Below are 17,691 nucleotides of genomic sequence, written 5' to 3'. Positions count from 1 at the left end.
CTCACCGGACGAGCCCCTCGGCACGGGCGACCGAGGTGACGGCCGAGCCGGGCAGCACGCTGAGCACGAAGTCCTCCTCGACGTGCCGCGCGAGCGCGGGCCGCGGCCACCGGGCGGCGAGCCGGGTGTCCACCGTGTCACCGTCGGTCACCGCGTCGTCGTCGGGGTGCCGCCAGTGGCAGGCGACGAGCACGCCGTCGTCGTCGAGCGACCCGAGCACCCGGTCCACGGTGCGGTCGAGGTCGTCGGGCGACAGGTAGTAGCCGACCTCGGACAGGACGACGAGGTCCCACCGCCCGTCCGGCCACTCCGCAGGGAACGCGGCCGTCTCGAAGCGCGCGGCCGGAGCCCGGCGGCGCGCACGCTCGACCGCAGCGACCGCGATGTCCGTGCCGAGCACCGCGTCCGCCAACTCGGTCAGCGCGGCGGTGAGCACCCCGGTGGCGCAGCCGAGCTCGAGCGCCGACCGGAAGCGCGGGCGGGGCAGTGCGGCCAGGGTGACGGCACGCTTCCGCTGCTCGTACCACGAGCCCTCGAAGTCCCACCCCTCGGGCTTCCGGGCGTAGTGCGCGTCGAAGGACTCCCGGGAGCGCGAGCGCAGCGGCGCGAACAGCCACTCCTCGGCGCGCAGGTGGTGTTCGGCGTGGCGGGCGTCGACGATGGCCTCGTCACCCGACGCGTCCGACAGCGGCAGCGTCTGCGACGGGTACGCGGCCAGCGCCCGAGCCTTCCGGTCACGGACATCGGGGTCGAGGACGAGTGCGCGGGCGCGGTCCCACGGCATGGTGCGGGCAGCGGGTTCGTCCCAGTGCCAGGCCCACACCGGGTAGGCGAGCAGTTCGGTGCCCGGCATCGCGGCGACCACCTGCTCCGCGACCTCGCCGGCGACCCGGTGGTCACGGTGCCCGTCCCCGCGCCACGGCGCGACGACGAGGGTCGGACGCGGTGCCCCGGCGAGCCGGTGCTCGAGTGCGGCGCGCAGCACGTCGGCGTGCTCGCGCACCGCGCCGTCGGGGACGTCGAGCTCGGTGGCGCCGGCGGTCGGGTGCAGCACCCGCAGCGCGGCCCGGAACTCGGCCGACCGGCGCGGGGCCAGCTCGGCCGGCGTCGTGGTGGGGGAGTCGGGGTGGGAGCGCTCGCCCCGGGTGACGAGGAGCACGTGCACGGGGATGCCCGCGTCGCCGGCGGTCGCGATGAGCCCGCCGGCGCCGAGGGTCTCGTCGTCCGGGTGCGGCGCGACGACGACCACGGCGCCCACGCCCCGGAGGCCGACCGGGGCCGCCGGCACCGAGCGGAGGAACGCCGTCCACGCTGCCGGGTCGGTGCCGGGCTCACGGTGGTCGAAGCTCACCACGCGACACCGCCGCGCTCGGTGACGATCCGCCCGACCCTGGCGAGGTCCCGCTCCCCGTGGTCCTGCAGCACGTACAGCCCGAGGTCGGCGACGCGGGCCGCGACCGCGGCGTCGCTCGTCAGCGGGGCCGGGCCGAGCGTCGCGACGACGCGCTGCGACACCGCGTCGACCGCGCGGCGCACCCGCGACCGCGTGACCTGCGCCACGAACGACCAGTCGGTGTCGTCGTCCGGTCCGGCTGCGTCGATCCGGGCCGCGGCGGTGGCGAGCGCGTCCTCGGCGTCGGCGAGGTCGGTGACGGTGGCGCCGAGTGCGGCCTGCAGCAGCTCCGAGCCGGGACGCGCCGCCCCACCAGCACGCGGCGACGCCGATGCCGCCCCACGCGAACCCCGGACGGGTCAGGTACCAACCGGGAGCGCCGACCGCGGTGCCGACGACGCCGTCGAGGTCGACGGGGCCGCTCGGGACGTCGGGCATCCCGCGGGCGACCCAGGCCTCGTCGTGCACGGTCACCCCGGGCTGGCGGAGGTCGACCGCGACGAGCTGGCGCTGCTCGCCGAGGTGTGCCGTCACCAGGGCGTGGGTGAGCGAGGACGCGAGCGAGCACCAGGGCTTCGTCCCGTCGAGCCTGACGGCGCCAACGACCGCGACGGCGCCGCCGGCCGCGACGGCGCGGCCGACCGCGACGGTGCCGGCGGGCGTGACGGCACCGTCGGGCGTGACGGTACCGGGATCCGCGCCGCTGCCGTCCGACGGCGTCGCGGTGACCCGGAGCCCCGGGGCCTCGGCCGCGAAGACGCCCCAGGCCGACCCGGACGGGACGGACTCGCCCGCCTGCGCGAGGATGCCGAGGGCGTCGAGGTGCGGCTCGACGGTGCGGGCGAGCGCGACGTCGGCGGCGGCGACCGCGGCCAGGGTGGCGAACACCGGGCCGGCCGTCCCCGCGGCCAGCAGCGGGGTGGTGTCGGCGAGCACCTGCGCGACGGCGAGACGATCCGCCGGGGAGGAGCCGGTCCTCCCGGCCGACGCCTCGACGAGCGCGGTGTCGACCTGCCGGGCGGACTCGGGCCAGGCCGGGGATCGCAGCATGCGGCCGAGCGTACGGCGGCGGTGCCGTGCGGCCGTCCGGGGACCGCGTCGAGCGGCTCGTGCGAGCAGCCGAGCGGCGCAGCGGTCCGTCGGGCGATCCACAGAGCGGGGAGGGGGGGCTCCACAGACGGCTCATAGGAACCGCACCGATCCTCGATGACGTGACCATCTCCCAGACCGCCGCAGCCCCCCGCCTCACTCGCGCCGACGGTTCGCCGTTGCGCATCCTCGTCGTGGACGACGAGGCCAGCCTCACCGACCTGCTCTCGATGGCGCTCCGCTACGAGGGCTGGGACGTGAAGAGCGCGAACGGCGGGCAGGAGGCCCTGTCGACGGCACGCGAGTGGAAGCCCGACGCGATGGTGCTCGACGTGATGATGCCCGACCTCGACGGCCTGCAGGTCCTCGGTCGCCTGCGGCAGAACAACGACGACACCCCGGTGCTCTTCCTCACCGCGAAGGACTCCGTCGAGGACCGCGTCACGGGCCTGACCGCGGGCGGCGACGACTACGTCACGAAGCCGTTCTCGCTGGAGGAGGTGGTGGCCAGGCTCCGCGGGCTGATCCGCCGGTCGCAGATCTCGGTGTCCGAGGCCGGCGACTCCCGCATCGTCGTCGGGGACCTGGTGCTGGACGAGGAGTCGTACGAGGTGGCCCGCGCCGGTCGGCCGATCGAGCTCACCGCGACCGAGTTCGAGCTGCTCCGCTTCCTCATGCGCAACCCCCGCCGGGTGCTCTCGAAGGCGCAGATCCTCGACCGGGTCTGGTCGTACGACTTCGGCGGCAAGTCCAGCGTCGTCGAGATCTACATCTCCTACCTGCGGAAGAAGATCGACGCCGGTGAGACCCCGATGATCCACACGGTGCGCGGCGTCGGGTACGTCATCAAGCCGACGTCGTGACCCTCCGTCGGCGCCTCGTCCTGAGCATCGTCGCCATCGTCGTCGCGCTCAGCACGGTGATCGGGGCGGGCAGCATCGTCGCGCTGTTCTCGATCCAGCGGTCGGCCATCGACGAGCAGCTGTCGGGTGCCACGAACCGCGCGCAGCGGTCGGTCGAGCGACAGGGGACGAACGGGCCGGGACCCGAGATCGGGCGTCCGAGCGGTCAGGCGGCAGGCACGCTCACCGTGTACTTCCTGGACGGCAACGTGGCCGTCGGCAGCGTGCTGGACGAGAACGGTGACATCGACCAGGTCGCGCCGTCGGCCGCCCGCGCGCTCTACGGCGTCACCGTCGACGGTGCAGCGCACACGGTCGACCTCGGCACCGACCTCGGCCGGTACCGGGTCACCGCCGTGTCGCTCGGCTCTGCCGTCCTGGTGGTCGGCCTGCCGATGGCACCGGTCTACGAGAGCGTCTGGAAGCTGTTCGGCGTGGTGCTCGTGGTCACCGCGCTCGCCCTGCTCGCCGCCACCGGGGTCGCCGCCGTAGTGGTCCGTCGGTCGCTCCGCCCCCTCGAGCGGGTCGCCGAGACCGCGTCGTCCGTCGCGCGGATGCCCCTGGAGCGCAGCGACGCCCTCGACGGCGTCCGTGTGCCCGACACCGACCCACGGACCGAGGTCGGTCGGGTCGGCACCGCCTTCAACCGCATGCTCGGGCACATCGGGAACGCCATGCAGGCCCGGGAGCGCTCGGAGCAGAAGGTCCGACAGTTCGTCGCCGACGCCTCGCACGAGCTCCGCACACCCCTCGCGTCGGTCCGCGGGTACGCCGAGCTCACCCGGCGGATGGGTGCGGACCTGCCGCAGGACGTCGTCTACGCGATGAGCCGCATCGAGTCGGAGTCGCTCCGGATGACGAGCATGGTCGAGGACCTGCTGCTGCTCGCCCGGCTCGACGAGGGGCGCGAGGTGCAGTTCGCCGACGTGGACCTGACCGGCCTCGTGCTCGACGCGGTGAACGACGCCCACGCTGCGTCGCCCGACCACGTCATCGCGGTGGACGTGCCCGAGGAACCGGTCGTCGTCCCCGGCGACGCCGCCCGCCTGCACCAGGTGGTGGTCAACCTGGTCACGAACGCGCGGACGCACACCCCGGAGGGCACCCGCATCACGGTGGGCCTCGCCCCCGTCCCGGACGGCGTCGACCTGACCGTCCGGGACGACGGGCAGGGGATCGACCCGGAGTTCCTCCCGAAGCTGTTCGAACGCTTCGCGCGGGCGGACAGCTCGCGGTCCAGGAGCGCCGGATCGACGGGGCTCGGGCTGGCGATCGTCGATGCGGTCGTGCAGGCGCACGGCGGCCGGGTCGCGGTCGCGAGCGTGCCCGGTGACACGGTGTTCACGGTGCACCTGCCGGCCACCCGACCGGCTGACGCGGGTGCGCGGGCCGCCTCGGGTGACGAGGTGACCGTCTGAAGGTCTGGAGGCGCGGGGCGGGCCCGCACCGCGCCTCCAGACCGGCGTTTGGTCACCGTCGGATCCTGTGGTACCTTCTTCGAAGCCAAAGACCGCCGGTCGTCTGTGCGCTCGCGCACAGACCGAAGGTCCTCACTCGTGGGGTAGCCAGCGCAGGTGTTCAGAACAACTCCTCCCGTTCGCGGGGGAGCAGCTCCGAGCCTCTGCGCCGGAGCTTTTTTCGTGTGGCGACCAGGGGCTAGCCGGCAAGAACCCCAAGGAGAACCATGGCGAACAAGGAAGCTGCGGTCGCCGAGCTCACGGAAGCATTCCAGAGCTCGAACGCCGTTCTGCTCACCGAGTACCGCGGTCTCACGGTCGCGCAGCTCAAGGAGCTCCGCAACTCGATCCGTGAGCACGCCACGTACGCCGTGGTGAAGAACACGCTGACCAAGATCGCGGCGAACAACTCCGGCATCACGTCGTTCGACGACGAGCTCGCCGGTCCGTCCGCTCTCGCCTTCGTCCACGGTGACACCGTCGCCGTCGCGAAGTCGCTGCGTGCATTCGCCAAGGCGAACCCTCAGCTCGTGGTGAAGGGCGGTTACTTCGACGGTAACCCGCTCACCGCGACCGAGGTGGACAAGCTCGCTGACCTCGAGTCCCGCGAAGTGCTGCTCGGCAAGCTCGCCGGCGCCTTCAAGGCCTCGCTGTTCGGTGCTGCGTACCTGTTCCAGGCACCCCTCTCGCAGGCCGTCCGCACCGTGGACGCCCTCCGCGAGAAGCAGGAGTCCGCGGCCTGATCAGGCACGCGTTCATCAACCACACGTACTAGCTAGTAGTAGGAGAAAATCATGGCGAAGCTTTCGCAGGACGAGCTCATCGAGGCCTTCAAGGAGCTCACGCTCATCGAGCTCTCGGACTTCGTGAAGAAGTTCGAGGAGGTCTTCGAGGTCACCGCTGCTGCCCCCGTCGCGGTCGCCGCGGCCGGTGGCGCTGCTGCCCCCGCCGAGGAGGTCGAGGAGAAGTCGGAGTTCGACGTCGTCCTCAAGTCCGCCGGTGACAAGAAGATCCAGGTCATCAAGGAGGTCCGTGGCCTCACGTCGCTCGGCCTGGGCGAGGCCAAGGCGCTCGTCGAGACCGCCGACGCCAAGATCCTCGAGGGTGTCAACAAGGAGACGGCCGACAAGGCGAAGGAGGCCCTCGAGGCCGCCGGCGCCACGATCGAGCTCGCGTAGTCTCGACCGTTCGGTCACGAAGGCCGCTGCCCCTCGGGGCGGCGGCCTTCGTCGTGCGCGGTGCGTGCGCGGTGCGTTGGGACTTCACGCGCCCAGCGACACCTCACGGCCACCGGCGCCCGTGAGGTGTCGCTCAGGGCGCGAAGTCGTCGGGCGTCACACCAGCACGCCGTGAGCGCGGAAGAGTGCTCGCAGCCGATCCGGCTCGACGAGGTGCCACCAGGTCACCCGGATGACCGATCGCACCGCGGGAAGCGCTCGGATCCGGTCCTCGCGTCGCTTCTCGGCCCAGAGGACGTCGGCCGGATCACGCCCCTGCAGCATCGACGGGTCGACGTACTTCTGCCTGCCGTCGAACTCGATCACGACGCCGAGTGACGGGAACCAGAAGTCGACCCGGTCGACGGAGCCGTCACGATGCCGGAACTGCGCCTGGCTGGTCCACGCAGGGAGCCCGAGCTCCACGAACCGGGCCGACGCGAACGACTCGCCGACCGACTCGTGGAGCGGGTCCAGTGCCTGGAGCACGGCGGCTGCTCGGGCCGAGCCACGCGCGGGTCGCAGGGGGACGGCGGCCCGGTGTCGCTCGGTCCGGAGGTCATCCGAGCGGACGGCGGCGTCCACTGCCGCGACCGCGACGTGGTGCTCCGCCGTCGTCATGAGCGTGACAGCCGTCTCGAGCAGCGACGTCACGGGGACTCCGTCGAACGCGGCATCGGACGGATCGTGCCGTGGTGTGCCGGGGTGTCGGATCACACCGACGCGGTGCTGGATCACCGGGGCCGCGGGGTCCAGGACGTGGACGCGTTCGTCGACGCGGCCGATCCACGGCCAGCCGTGGATCAACGCCGCGGTGACGTCGGAGAACACGGAGCCGGGTCGCAGGGTCGGTGCTGCGGCCCGGGCTCGTGCGAGGTGCCGTCCGGCGGGAGAGAGGTGTTCCCAGTCCTCGATCGCCACGAACACGCTGGGCAGCAGTCGTACCAGGCGCCCGGCGGCGTGATGTCGCTGCAGCGCCCGGGTTCGAGCGGGGTCGCCGTGTGCCGCGCGGAGGATCGTGGGTAGTCGCCTGTGCTCGTGCATGAGCACGATGCTCGCCGCGAGCGCATCGCGGCGCGGTGACGGGCGCCGACCTGTGGACACGTCGACGTACTGGAGGAGCTGGGGAGGAGTCGTCTGGCACGGCCGCGGGCGCAGCCTGCGGGCCGCGAGCGCGTCAGCGCAGGGTGCTGTGGCGGCGGCCGTAGGCCAGGTAGAGCACGGCGCCGGCGACCATCCACAGGCCGAACGCGATCCAGGTGCCGGCGCCGAGGAACACCGCGAGCAGCACGCAGCACAGCGTGCCGAGGACGGGGACGACCGGGAACAGCGGCACCCGGTACGAACGCTCGAGCTCCGGGCGGGTGCGGCGGAGCAGGATCACCGAGACGTTCACCAGGGCGAAGGCCACCAGCGTGCCGATGCTCGTCGCGTCGGCGAGTTCGCCGAGGGGCACCAGTGCTGCGCCGACGGCGACGACGACGCCCACGATGAGGGTGTTCGGCACCGGGGTGCCCGTGCGTGGTGACACCCGGCCGAACACCGACGGCACCATCCCGTCGCGGGCCATCGTCAGCAGGATGCGGGTCTGGCCGTAGAGCACCGTGAGCACGACGCTGGCGATGGCGATCACGGCGCCGATCGAGAAGACGAGCGCGACGACCGGCTGCCCGGTGACCTCGACCACGATGCGGACGAGCGAGGCCTCGTCCGACGAGAACGACGTCCACGGGCGGGCGCCGATCGCGGCGATCGCGACGAGGATGTAGAGCGTCGTGACGATCACGATCGAGCCGATGATCGCCCGGGGGAGGTCGCGGCGGGGGTCCTTCGCCTCTTCCCCCGCGGTCGACGCGGCGTCGAACCCGATGTACGAGAAGAACAGGCGCGACGCCGCAGCGGTCACCCCGGCTGCGCCCATCGGCGCGAGGGGCGCGAAGTTCTGCGACGAGAACGCCGTGAAGGCGACGACGACGAAGAACACCAGCAGGGCGATCTTCACGACGACCATGAGGGTGTTCACCCAGGCGCTCTCGCGTGCCCCGGGGAGCAGGACCGCCATCGCGAGGAGCACGAGCACCGCGGCCGGCAGGTTGACCACGCCGCCGTCAGCGGGCGGGGCCGCGATCGCCGCGGGCAGGTGCAGCCCGAAGACGCGCAAGGTCTCGTCGACGTACTCGCTGGCCCCGACCGCTACGGCGGCGACGGAGACCGCGTACTCGAGCACGAGGCACCACCCGCAGACCCAGGCGATGCCCTCGCCCATCGTGGCGTACGTGTACGAGTAGCTCGACCCCGAGGTCGGCACCGCGCCGGCCATCTCGGCGTACGACAGCGCGGACAGCAGCGCGGCCACGCCGGCGAGCACGAAGGAGATCCAGACCGCCGGACCCGCCAGCGGCACGGCGGTCCCGAGCACGACCAGGATGCCGGTGCCGAGCGTCGCCCCGACGCTGATCATCGTCAGGTGCCATACCCCGAGCGAGCGACGGAGCGGCTCGCCGTCGACGCCCGCCGCGGCCTCGGCCTGCAGCTGCTCGATCGGCTTGCGGCGTGCGAGCTGGTGACGGAGGGACGTGGGGCGGGTGGGCGCGGACGTCAATGGGACCTCGTGATCGGCGCGGGGAAGGGGACGGACGATGGTCGCACGGCCCCTGAACGGGGTCAAATACGCCGAGGGCTGACGGCAGCCGCCCGGAGTCGGTGCCGGGGATACGTTGGTGCCATGAGCATGGGGCACGGGATGCGTCCGGGCGGTCCCCGCGGCGGCGGGCGGATCTCCAGCGGTGACGTCCAGGCGCAGAAGGCCGCGAACGCCGAGGCGCCCCGGATCCCGCACCTGCTCCGACGCATCGCCGGCCTGTTCGTCCCGCACCGACGCGCCATCGTGCTGACGGTCGTGCTCGTGCTCGTCGGGGCGGCGCTCTCGGTGATCCCGCCGTTGCTCACCCAGCAGGCCTTCGACCGCGGGCTCTTCCCGCCCTCGGGTCGACCCGACCTGCCGGTCCTGTTCGAGCTGGTCGGCGGGATGGTCGCGCTCTGGATCGCGAGCGCCGGCGTCGGCATCTGGCAGACCTGGCTGACGGCGACGGTGGGCAACAAGGTCATGGGCGCGATGCGCATGCGGCTCTTCGCGCACCTGCAGCGCATGGAGCTCGCGTTCTTCACCCGCACGAAGACCGGCGTGATCCAGTCCCGCCTGCAGAACGACGTCGGCGGCGTCGCGAGCGTGCTGAACAACACGATCTCCTCGGTGCTGGGCAACACGGTCACCGTCATCGCGGCCGTCGTCGCCATGCTGCTGCTCAGCTGGCAGATGACCCTGGTCGCGGTCGTGCTCCTGCCGCTGCTCGTCATCGCCCAGCGCCGGGTCGGCCAGGTCCGCGCCCGGATCGCCGCGCAGACGCAGGAGTCGCTGTCCGACATGACCGCGATCACCCAGGAGGCCCTGAGCGTCTCCGGCATCCTGCTCGCCAAGAGCTTCACCCAGCAGCGCAGTGAGACCCAGCGCTACGGGGACGAGAACCGCAACCAGATCCAACTGCAGGTCCGGCAGCAGATGTCCGGGCAGTGGTTCTTCGCGATCGTCCAGGTCTTCCTGTCGATCATCCCGGCGGTCATCTACGTCGTCGCCGCGTACCTGATCATCGGCGACGTCCCGATCACCGCCGGCACCATCGTCGCGTTCACGACCGTGCAGTCGCGGTTGCTCTTCCCGACCGTCGGCCTGCTGCGCGTGGTGCTCGACCTCCAGACGTCGGGTGCGCTCTTCGCCCGGATCTTCGAGTACCTCGACCTCCGCCCGGCGATCACCGACGCCCCCGACGCCCGTCCCGTGGACGAGTCGCGTCTGGGGCACGTGGCCTTCGACGACGTCACCTTCACGTACCCGGACGGCCAACCGGACGAGCCGACCCTGCGGGGGGTCTCGTTCGAGCTGCAGCCCGGCCAGTTCGCGGCCTTCGTCGGACCGTCCGGTGCGGGCAAGACGACGATCTCGTACCTGGTTCCCCGGCTGTACGAGGCGTCGTCGGGCAGCGTGCGGTTCGCCGGAGCCGACGTGCGTGACCTGGAGCACGAGGACCTGATGCGCCACGTCGGGATCGTCAGCCAGGAGACCTACCTGTTCCACGCCTCCATCGGCGACAACCTGCGCTACGCGAAGCCGGACGCGACCGACGAGGAACTCGAGCGTGCCGCCCGTGCGGCGAACATCCACGAGACGATCGCCTCGTTCCCCGACGCCTACGACACGGTCGTGGGGGAGCGCGGCTACCGGCTGTCCGGCGGCGAGAAGCAGCGGATCGCGATCGCGCGCGTGCTGCTGAAGGACCCGCCGGTGCTGGTGCTCGACGAGGCCACGAGCGCGCTCGACTCGATCTCCGAGCACGTGGTGCAGACCGCGCTCGACACGGCAGCGGCGGGGCGCACCACGATCGCGATCGCGCACCGGCTGTCGACGATCCGCGACGCCGACGTCGTCTTCGTGCTCGACCACGGCCGGATCGTCGAGCGGGGCGACCACGACGAGCTGCTCGCGCACGACGGCGTCTACGCCTCGCTCTTCCACCAACAGAACGATGCGTCGACATCCTTCGTCGCAACCCAGACGACGACCGGGCCGGCCACCTAGACTCTGCCGCGTGCGTTACGCGAACTCCGTCGTCGACCTGGTCGGTGACACCCCGCTCGTCCGACTGAACCGTGTCACCGAGGGCATCCGGGCGACCGTCCTGGTGAAGGTGGAGTACCTCAACCCGGGCGGCTCGTCGAAGGACCGCATCGCCACGCGGATCATCGACGCGGCCGAGGCCTCCGGCGACCTGCGGCCGGGCGGCACGATCGTCGAACCGACCTCGGGCAACACCGGTGTGGGCCTCGCACTCGTCGCCCAGCAGCGCGGGTACCGCTGCGTCTTCGTGCTGCCGGACAAGGTCGGCGAGGACAAGCGCAACGTGCTGACCGCGTACGGCGCCGAGATCGTGGTGACGCCGACCGCGGTCCCGCCGGAGCACCCCGAGTCGTACTACTCGGTGTCCGACCGGCTCGTGCGGGAGATCCCCGGTGCCTACAAGCCGAACCAGTACGCGAACCCGAACGGCCCGCGCAGCCACTACGAGACGACCGGCCCGGAGATCTGGCGCGACACCGAGGGACGGCTGACGCACTTCGTCGCCGGCGTCGGCACCGGCGGCACCATCTCGGGCACCGGTCGCTTCCTGAAGGAGGCGTCCGACGGCCGCGTCCGGATCGTGGGAGCCGACCCCGAGGGCTCCGTCTACTCGGGCGGGACCGGTCGGCCCTACCTGGTCGAGGGTGTCGGCGAGGACTTCTGGCCCGGTGCCTACGACGCGGGGATCCCCGACGAGATCATCGCCGTGACCGACGCCGAGTCCTTCGCGATGACGCGGCGGCTCGCGCGCGAGGAGGGCCTGCTCGTCGGCGGGTCGAGCGGCATGGCCGTCGTGGCCGCCCTGCGTGCCGCACGCGACCTGACCGAGGACGACGTCGTGGTGGTGCTGCTGCCGGACGGTGGCCGCGGGTACCTCGGCAAGATCTTCAACGACCGGTGGATGCGCTCCTACGGCTTCGCCGACGGCGACGACGCCCGCACGGTCGGCTCGGTCGTCGCGGACAAGGGCGGTCGCCTGCCCGACCTCGTGCACGCCCACCCGTCGGACACCGTCCGCGACGTGGTGGAGATCATGACGACCTACGGCGTCTCGCAGATGCCCGTCCTGAGCGCCGAGCCGCCGGTCGTGATCGGCGAGGTCGTCGGCGCCGTCGCCGAGAAGGACCTGCTCGAGCAGGTCTTCACCGGTGCCGCCGCGATGACCGACGCGGTGAGCGGCTTCGTCGGCGACCCGCTGCCCCTGATCGGTACCGGCGAGTCGCTGACCGCCGCCCGTCGGGCGCTCGAGACGGTCGACGCGCTGCTCGTCGTCGACGACGGCAAGCCCGTCACCGTGCTCACCCGGCACGACCTGCTCACGTCGCTCTCCGATTGACGTCCGCTCAGCAGACTCCCACGCCCGACCCGCAGCACCGACCCGCAGCCCCGATCCACGAGGAACCCCAGCGCATGACCGAGTTCGCCACCCGCGCCGTCCACGCCGGCCAGGAGCCCGACGCCACGACCGGCGCCGTCATCCCGCCCATCCACGTCACGAGCACCTACGTGCAGGACGGCGTGGGCGCCATGCGGAACGGGTACGAGTACTCCCGCGGCGGCAACCCGACGCGGGACGCCCTGCAGACCCTGCTCGCCGACCTCGACGGCGGTGTCGCGGCGTACTCGTTCGCGTCCGGCCTGGCCGCCGAGGACGCCCTGCTCCGGGCGTACCTCGAGCCGGGCGCCCGCGTCGTGATGGGCAACGACGTGTACGGCGGCACGCACCGCCTCGTGAACCGCCTGCACGTGCCGTGGGGCGTCGAGCTCGTCGTCGTCGACATGAGCGACGTCGACCGGGTCCGCGCAGCGCTCGAGGGTGCCCCCGCGAAGACGGTGCTCTGGGTCGAGACGCCGACGAACCCGCTCATGAAGATCGCGGACATCGCGCTGCTCTCCGAGGTCGGGCACGCCGCCGGCGCACTGGTCGTCGTCGACAACACCTTCGCGTCGCCGTACCTGCAGCAGCCGCTGTCGCTCGGAGCGGACGCCGTCTCGTACTCCACGACCAAGTACCTCGGCGGCCACTCGGACGTGGTCGGCGGCGCCGTCGTCCTGCGCGACCAGGAGTTCGCGGAGCAGGTCGGCTTCCTGCAGTTCGGTGCCGGCGCGATCGCGTCGCCGTTCGACGCCTTCCTGACGACCCGTGGGATCAAGACGCTGCCGGTCCGGATGGAACGGCACTCCTCGAACGCGCAGGCCGTCGCCGAGGCGCTCGTCTCCGCGCCGGGCGTCGAGCGCGTCTACTACCCGGGGCTGCCCGACCACCCCGGGCACGAGGTCGCGGCGAAGCAGATGCGCGGTTTCGGTGGCATGCTGTCCGTCGCCCTGACCGGCGGCCCCGAGGCGGCGAAGCGCTTCGTCGAGTCCACCGAGGTCTTCACGCTCGCCGAGTCCCTGGGCGGCGTCGAGTCGCTCATCGGCTACCCGAGCGAGATGACGCACGCGTCGGTCAAGGGCACCGAGCTCGCCGTCCCCGAGAACGTCGTCCGCCTGTCGGTGGGCATCGAGGACCAGGGCGACCTCGTCGCGGACGTGCTGCAGGCGCTGTCGCGCTGACGACGTCGCGCCGACGGTCCCGGTGACCCCGGCGGCTGCCGCGGTCGTGACGGACGGGAGGCTCCCCACCGGACCGGTGGGGAGCCTCCCGTCCGTCACGGGGAGGCGAGGGATCTTCGGTGCCGCCCCTAGGCTGGTCCGGTGAGCAGCGTGGCGACGAGGTCGGGGATCCTCAGCGGGCGGTACGCGCTCGCCACGCTCGGCATGGTCGCCATCGTCGGGGTGGCCGCGTTCCAGAACCTCGCCATGACGACGGTGATGCCGGAGATCAGTCGCGACCTCGACGGCCAGACCCTCTACGCGCTCGCCTTCGCAGCCCCGCTCGCCGCCGGCGTGCCCGGGATGGTGCTCGCGGGGACGTGGACGGACCGTTCGGGCGGGCGGATCGTCGCCTGGGTGTCGGCGGCGTTCTTCGCGATCGGCACGGCCGTGGTGATGACCGCGCCGACGATGGAGGTGTTCCTGGCCGGTCGGCTCGTCGAGGGCTTCGGAGCCGGCGCGATCGACGTCGTGCTGTACGTGCTCGTCGCCCGGATCTTCCCCGCGGAGCTGCACGGCCCGGTGTTCGCCGGGTTCGCCGCCGCGTGGGTCGTACCCGCGCTCGTCGGGCCGGCGCTCGCGGGGCTCGTGACCGAGGTGTGGGGCTGGCACTGGGTCTTCGCGGGAGCCCTCGTGATCGCGGTCGTCGCCTTCGCGCTGCTCGTCCCGACGCTGGCACGCCTGCACGCGCCGCCGGTCGAGCGCCGACCGCCGTGGCGGGCGAGGCGCATCGGCTGGTCGGTCGCAGCGGCGCTCGCGATCCTGCTGCTCAACGTCGCGCCGGACCTCGGACCGTGGGCGCGCGTCGTGGCGGTCGTCATCGGGGTGGTCGGCGCGTGGGCGGCCCTGCGACCCCTCCTGCCGACGGGCACCTTCCAGGCCGCCGCGGGACTCCCGTCCGTGGTGCTCCTGCGCGGCCTGGTCGCCGCCGCGTTCTTCGGCAGCGAGGCCTACGTGCCCTTCCTGCTGCAGGAACGGCACGGCCTGAGCGCTTCGGCCGCGGGACTCGCGTTGACCGTGGCCGCGCTGAGCTGGGCCGGGGCGAGCTGGCTGCACGGCCGGCTCGGGGAGCAGCGGCTCACCGCGTCCCGGACCTTCGGTGCCGGACTCTCGCTCGTCCTGGTCAGCCTGCTCAGCGCGCTCGCCGTCGCGGTGTGGGACCTGCCGTGGTGGCTGCTCGTGGCGGGGTGGTTCGTGGGCGGTGCGGGCATGGGCGCGATGTACCCGCGGCTGTCGATGCTGACGCTGCGGTTCTCCGGCGAGGGCGACGACGGGTTCGCGAGTTCGGCGCTCACGATCGCCGACGCCTCGGGCAGCGTCGTCGGCCTCGCGGTCACGGGCCTGCTCTTCGTCGGCAGCGGGGGAGCCGAGGGAGCGTGGTCGTTCCCGCTCGTGTTCGTCGCGATGACGGCGATCGCGCTCCTCGGATCGGTGGCGGTGCGGCGGCTCGGCCCCGTGCCCGCACCCGTGACCTCGCCGCTGGTGCCCGGCGCCGGCGGACCCGACCAGCGGTAGCGTGGGGGTCCGATCGAGCCGAGGAGGTCCCGTGCGCACCAGCGTCGTCGCGGTCCTCGTGGCGGTGACCCTCGCCCTGACCGGGTGCCAGGGGCCGACGACCGCCGCGCCGACGCCCGTCCGCAGCACCGACCTGACGAGCTCGGACGGCGGGTTCGCCGAGGACGCCCTGGTCGGGGTGGTGCTCGCCCCCGGGGACGATGCGCTCGCGGCGGACCTCGAGCGCGGACTCACGGGCGCGGGGTTCGAGCCGGACGTCCGGGTGGCACCGCACTCGGCGACCGCCGTCGAGCAGGCCCGCTCCGTCGACGCGCTCGTCCGTGCCGGAGCGAAGGCGCTGCTCGTCCACACCGCGGATGCCGATGCGCTCGCCGAGGCGGTGCAGACGGCGCACGACGCCGGTGTGGTCGTGGTGTCCGTGGGCGATCCGGTGCCGGCGAGCGGGACCGGCGGTGACGGCATCTCCGCCGACCACCGCGTGCCCGCGGCAGCTGGTGCCGGGGACACCGCCCGGGCTGCGGTCGCGGTCGTCCGGTCGCTGCAGCGCGGCGAGCAGCCGGACACAGCCGACTGAGGTCGGGATCGCGGTCGACGCCGGCGTGGGTCAGTGCGACCTGATGCGGCCGCCGGCTCCGCTCAGTGCCACCAGGCCGGGAACGACAGGGTGATCGTCTCGACCAGGGACTTGCGGGAACGTCGCGGTCCGGCGAGCCAGGCCTCGATCGCACCGACGAAGCCCTGGGCCACGAACCCGGCGGCGACGTCGTCGAGCAGGGGTGGGCGTGACACGGGGTCGAGCTCGCGGATGTGCTGCGCGCTCGACACGGTGAAGTGCTGCACGAGCATCCGGTGGAGGGAGGCGTCCTCGGTGTCGGGCAGCCCGCGGGCGTAGATGTCACGGTGTGCCACGACGTGCTCGACGACGGCGTCGATGCCGCGGCGGGTGATCGCGGCGAGCTCGTCCTCGTCCGCACCGCGGGCGGAGGCCGTCCGACGGGCCTCGACGTCGTCCTCGCGGATGCGGTCGAGCTCGGGTGTCAGTGCGTCGGCGAGGAGCGAGCCGGGGGACACCGCGTGCGAGTAGAACGTCGCCCGGTTGATGCCCGCAGCACGGGTGACGTCGGCGACGGTGATCGAGGAGACCGGGCGGTCCGCTGCGAGCCGGAGGATCGCCTCGCGCAGCGCTGCCGTGGTGTGCACGATCCGGGCGTCGACCACGACACCACCCCCTCTTCGTTCCGTCCGCACCAGGCGGCGCTCGAGCAGTCCGACGTTACCGCACAGCGACCGCGCGGACGGGACAGAGCGCGCAGTGTGACGTGGACGACGGCGGACGGACGTCGCGAGAGCGCTCACACAGGCCCTAGGATGGTTCCGACGCCGAATCGATTCGATTCGACCCGATCTGATCCGACCGTGCGTCCGTCTGCCTCGGCCGCTGTCGAACGTCCCCGACGTCGGCGAGCGGACCCGATCCCGCCTCTCCTGCACCCGACTCCCGTGAAGGACCGCTCGTGACCGCGCCCGCCACCACCGGCTCGCTCCGCGTCGTGCTGCACCCCGGTGACTCGCTCACCCGGCGGCAGCGCCTCGTCTACGTCTTCGTGCTCGGCGCGCTCACCGCGCTCGGGCCGTTCACCATCGACCTGTACCTGCCGGCGTTCCCGTCGCTCGAGCGCGAGTTCGGCATCTCCGAGGGCGCGGTGCAGCTCACGCTGACCGCGACCACCCTCGGCTTCGCCGTCGGACAGCTGCTCGTCGGGCCGTGGAGCGACAAGGTCGGGCGGCGCCTCCCGCTGATCATCGCCACGTCGGTGCACGTCGCGGCGTCGGTGGGTGCTGCGCTCGCGCCGAACGTCGAGGTGCTCGCGCTGTTCCGCGTCCTGCAGGGCATGGGCGCCGCGGCCGGCGGTGTCGTCGCGATGGCCACCGTCCGCGACCTCTTCGGCGGCAAGCCGCTCGTCCGGATGCTCTCCCGCCTGGCGATGGTGAACGGTCTCGCACCGATCCTCGCCCCGCTCATCGGCTCGCAGATGCTGCAGTTCGTCAGTTGGCGCGGTGTGTTCGTGTTCCTCGCGTGCTACGGCGCGGCCGTCGTCATCGCGTCGTCGCTCCTCATCGTGGAGACCCTGCCGCCGGCCCGGCGGAAGGAGGCCGGTCACTCCACGATCGGGCAGCGCTACAAGGCCCTGCTCTCCGACCGCATCTTCGTCGGCGTCGCGCTCATCGGCGCGATGGTGTTCAGCGGGCTGTTCTCGTACCTCTCCGCCTCGCCCTTCCTGTTCCAGACGGTCTACGGCCTCGACGCCCAGCAGTACGGTCTGCTCTTCGCCGTGAACTCGATCGGTGTGGTCGTCGGCGTGCAGGTGTCCTCGCGGTTGGCGCAGCGCGTCGGCCCGCAGTGGATCCTCGCCTGCTCGACCGCCACCCTGCTCGTGTCCGCCGTCGCGATCGTGGTGCTCGACCAGCTCGGAGCCGGCCTCGTCGGCGTGCTCGTACCGCTGTGGTTCTTCATCGCCGCGTGCGGGTTCACCTTCCCGCTCGTGCAGGTGATCGGCCTCGCCGCGCACGGCAAGGAGGCCGGCACCGCCGCGTCGCTCCTCGGTGCGCTGAACTTCGGGGTCGCCGGGCTCGTGTCGCCGATCGTGGGCTGGCTCGGGATCACCGCGGCGACGCCGATGGCGGCCGTGATGGCGTGCACGGCGGCCGTGGCGGTCATCGTGCTCTGGGTGGTCGTCCGACCGCGGACGGTACCGGCGCTCTCGCACTGACCCGGGGCCGGCGTCTGGCGGCGCCGGACCGTGCGGCGGGGCGCGGTCGCCGGGCCGTACGGCGGTGGCGCTGTGGCCGG

The 17,691-nt window shown here is 72.5% G+C and carries 14 protein-coding genes; 10 read left to right on the top strand and 4 right to left on the bottom strand.

What is annotated here, in order from left to right:
• Position 1 precedes the first annotated feature (1 nt).
• Positions 2-2,443 carry a PIG-L family deacetylase gene (locus LCG91_RS10905; RefSeq protein ID WP_224441384.1) on the bottom strand — a complete coding sequence of 814 codons (2,442 nt, stop codon included), beginning with the start codon at positions 2,441-2,443 and terminating at the stop codon, positions 2-4.
• Positions 2,444-2,604: 161 nt separating this feature from the next.
• Between LCG91_RS10905 and LCG91_RS10900 the strand changes: the two genes are divergently transcribed.
• From LCG91_RS10900 to rplL, 4 genes are all read left to right on the top strand, one after another.
• Complete coding sequence (locus LCG91_RS10900; protein ID WP_224441383.1) at positions 2,605-3,345, top strand: response regulator transcription factor; 741 nt, start codon at positions 2,605-2,607, stop codon at positions 3,343-3,345.
• Positions 3,342-4,802 carry a sensor histidine kinase gene (locus LCG91_RS10895; protein ID WP_224441382.1) on the top strand — a complete coding sequence of 487 codons (1,461 nt, stop codon included), beginning with the start codon at positions 3,342-3,344 and terminating at the stop codon, positions 4,800-4,802. The genes LCG91_RS10900 and LCG91_RS10895 overlap by 4 nt, the downstream gene beginning before the upstream one ends.
• A gap of 266 nt (positions 4,803-5,068) precedes the next feature.
• Positions 5,069-5,584: a 50S ribosomal protein L10 gene (rplJ, locus tag LCG91_RS10890; protein WP_058727460.1), complete on the top strand. Its 516-nt coding sequence runs from the start codon at positions 5,069-5,071 to the stop codon at positions 5,582-5,584.
• 51 nt (positions 5,585-5,635) lie between these two features.
• Complete coding sequence (gene rplL, locus LCG91_RS10885; RefSeq protein WP_058727461.1) at positions 5,636-6,019, top strand: 50S ribosomal protein L7/L12; 384 nt, start codon at positions 5,636-5,638, stop codon at positions 6,017-6,019.
• Between the two features lie 156 nt (positions 6,020-6,175).
• Here rplL and LCG91_RS10880 read toward each other — a convergent pair whose 3' ends face one another.
• Together LCG91_RS10880 and LCG91_RS10875 are read right to left on the bottom strand one after the other, a co-directional pair.
• A complete protein-coding gene (locus LCG91_RS10880) occupies positions 6,176-7,102 on the bottom strand; it encodes a hypothetical protein (RefSeq protein WP_224441381.1) in 927 nt (308 codons plus the stop codon).
• Between the two features lie 133 nt (positions 7,103-7,235).
• The gene (locus LCG91_RS10875; RefSeq protein ID WP_224441380.1) at positions 7,236-8,660 is read right to left on the bottom strand and encodes an APC family permease; all 1,425 of its coding nucleotides are present in this window, start codon (positions 8,658-8,660) and stop codon (positions 7,236-7,238) included.
• A gap of 129 nt (positions 8,661-8,789) precedes the next feature.
• On the opposite strand from LCG91_RS10875, the gene LCG91_RS10870 reads away from it, so the two are divergent.
• The 5 genes from LCG91_RS10870 to LCG91_RS10850 all read left to right on the top strand — a co-directional run bounded on the left by LCG91_RS10870 (position 8,790) and on the right by LCG91_RS10850 (position 15,414).
• Positions 8,790-10,691, top strand: a complete 1,902-nt coding sequence (locus LCG91_RS10870; RefSeq protein ID WP_224443134.1) for an ABC transporter ATP-binding protein — start codon at positions 8,790-8,792, stop codon at positions 10,689-10,691.
• A 10-nt stretch (positions 10,692-10,701) separates the two neighbouring features.
• A complete protein-coding gene (locus LCG91_RS10865; protein WP_224441379.1) occupies positions 10,702-12,066 on the top strand; it encodes a cystathionine beta-synthase in 1,365 nt (454 codons plus the stop codon).
• Positions 12,067-12,140: 74 nt separating this feature from the next.
• On the top strand, positions 12,141-13,286 hold the full coding sequence (locus tag LCG91_RS10860; protein ID WP_058749883.1) for a cystathionine gamma-synthase: 1,146 nt from the start codon (positions 12,141-12,143) through the stop codon (positions 13,284-13,286).
• A 141-nt stretch (positions 13,287-13,427) separates the two neighbouring features.
• Entirely contained in the window at positions 13,428-14,840 is a 1,413-nt protein-coding gene (locus LCG91_RS10855) for an MFS transporter (protein WP_224441378.1), read from the top strand.
• Positions 14,841-14,871: 31 nt separating this feature from the next.
• Positions 14,872-15,414, top strand: a complete 543-nt coding sequence (locus tag LCG91_RS10850; RefSeq protein WP_224441377.1) for a substrate-binding domain-containing protein — start codon at positions 14,872-14,874, stop codon at positions 15,412-15,414.
• Positions 15,415-15,476: 62 nt separating this feature from the next.
• Here LCG91_RS10850 and LCG91_RS10845 read toward each other — a convergent pair whose 3' ends face one another.
• A complete protein-coding gene (locus LCG91_RS10845) occupies positions 15,477-16,058 on the bottom strand; it encodes a TetR/AcrR family transcriptional regulator (protein ID WP_058749886.1) in 582 nt (193 codons plus the stop codon).
• Positions 16,059-16,354: 296 nt separating this feature from the next.
• On the opposite strand from LCG91_RS10845, the gene LCG91_RS10840 reads away from it, so the two are divergent.
• Positions 16,355-17,611 (top strand): multidrug effflux MFS transporter, encoded by a 1,257-nt coding sequence (locus LCG91_RS10840; protein ID WP_082687593.1) that lies wholly within the window; start codon positions 16,355-16,357, stop codon positions 17,609-17,611.
• Positions 17,612-17,691: the final 80 nt, after the last annotated feature.

The organism is Curtobacterium sp. TXMA1, from assembly GCF_020162095.1.
Classification (GTDB): domain Bacteria; phylum Actinomycetota; class Actinomycetes; order Actinomycetales; family Microbacteriaceae; genus Curtobacterium.
This window is presented reverse-complemented; position numbering and strand designations above follow the sequence as displayed.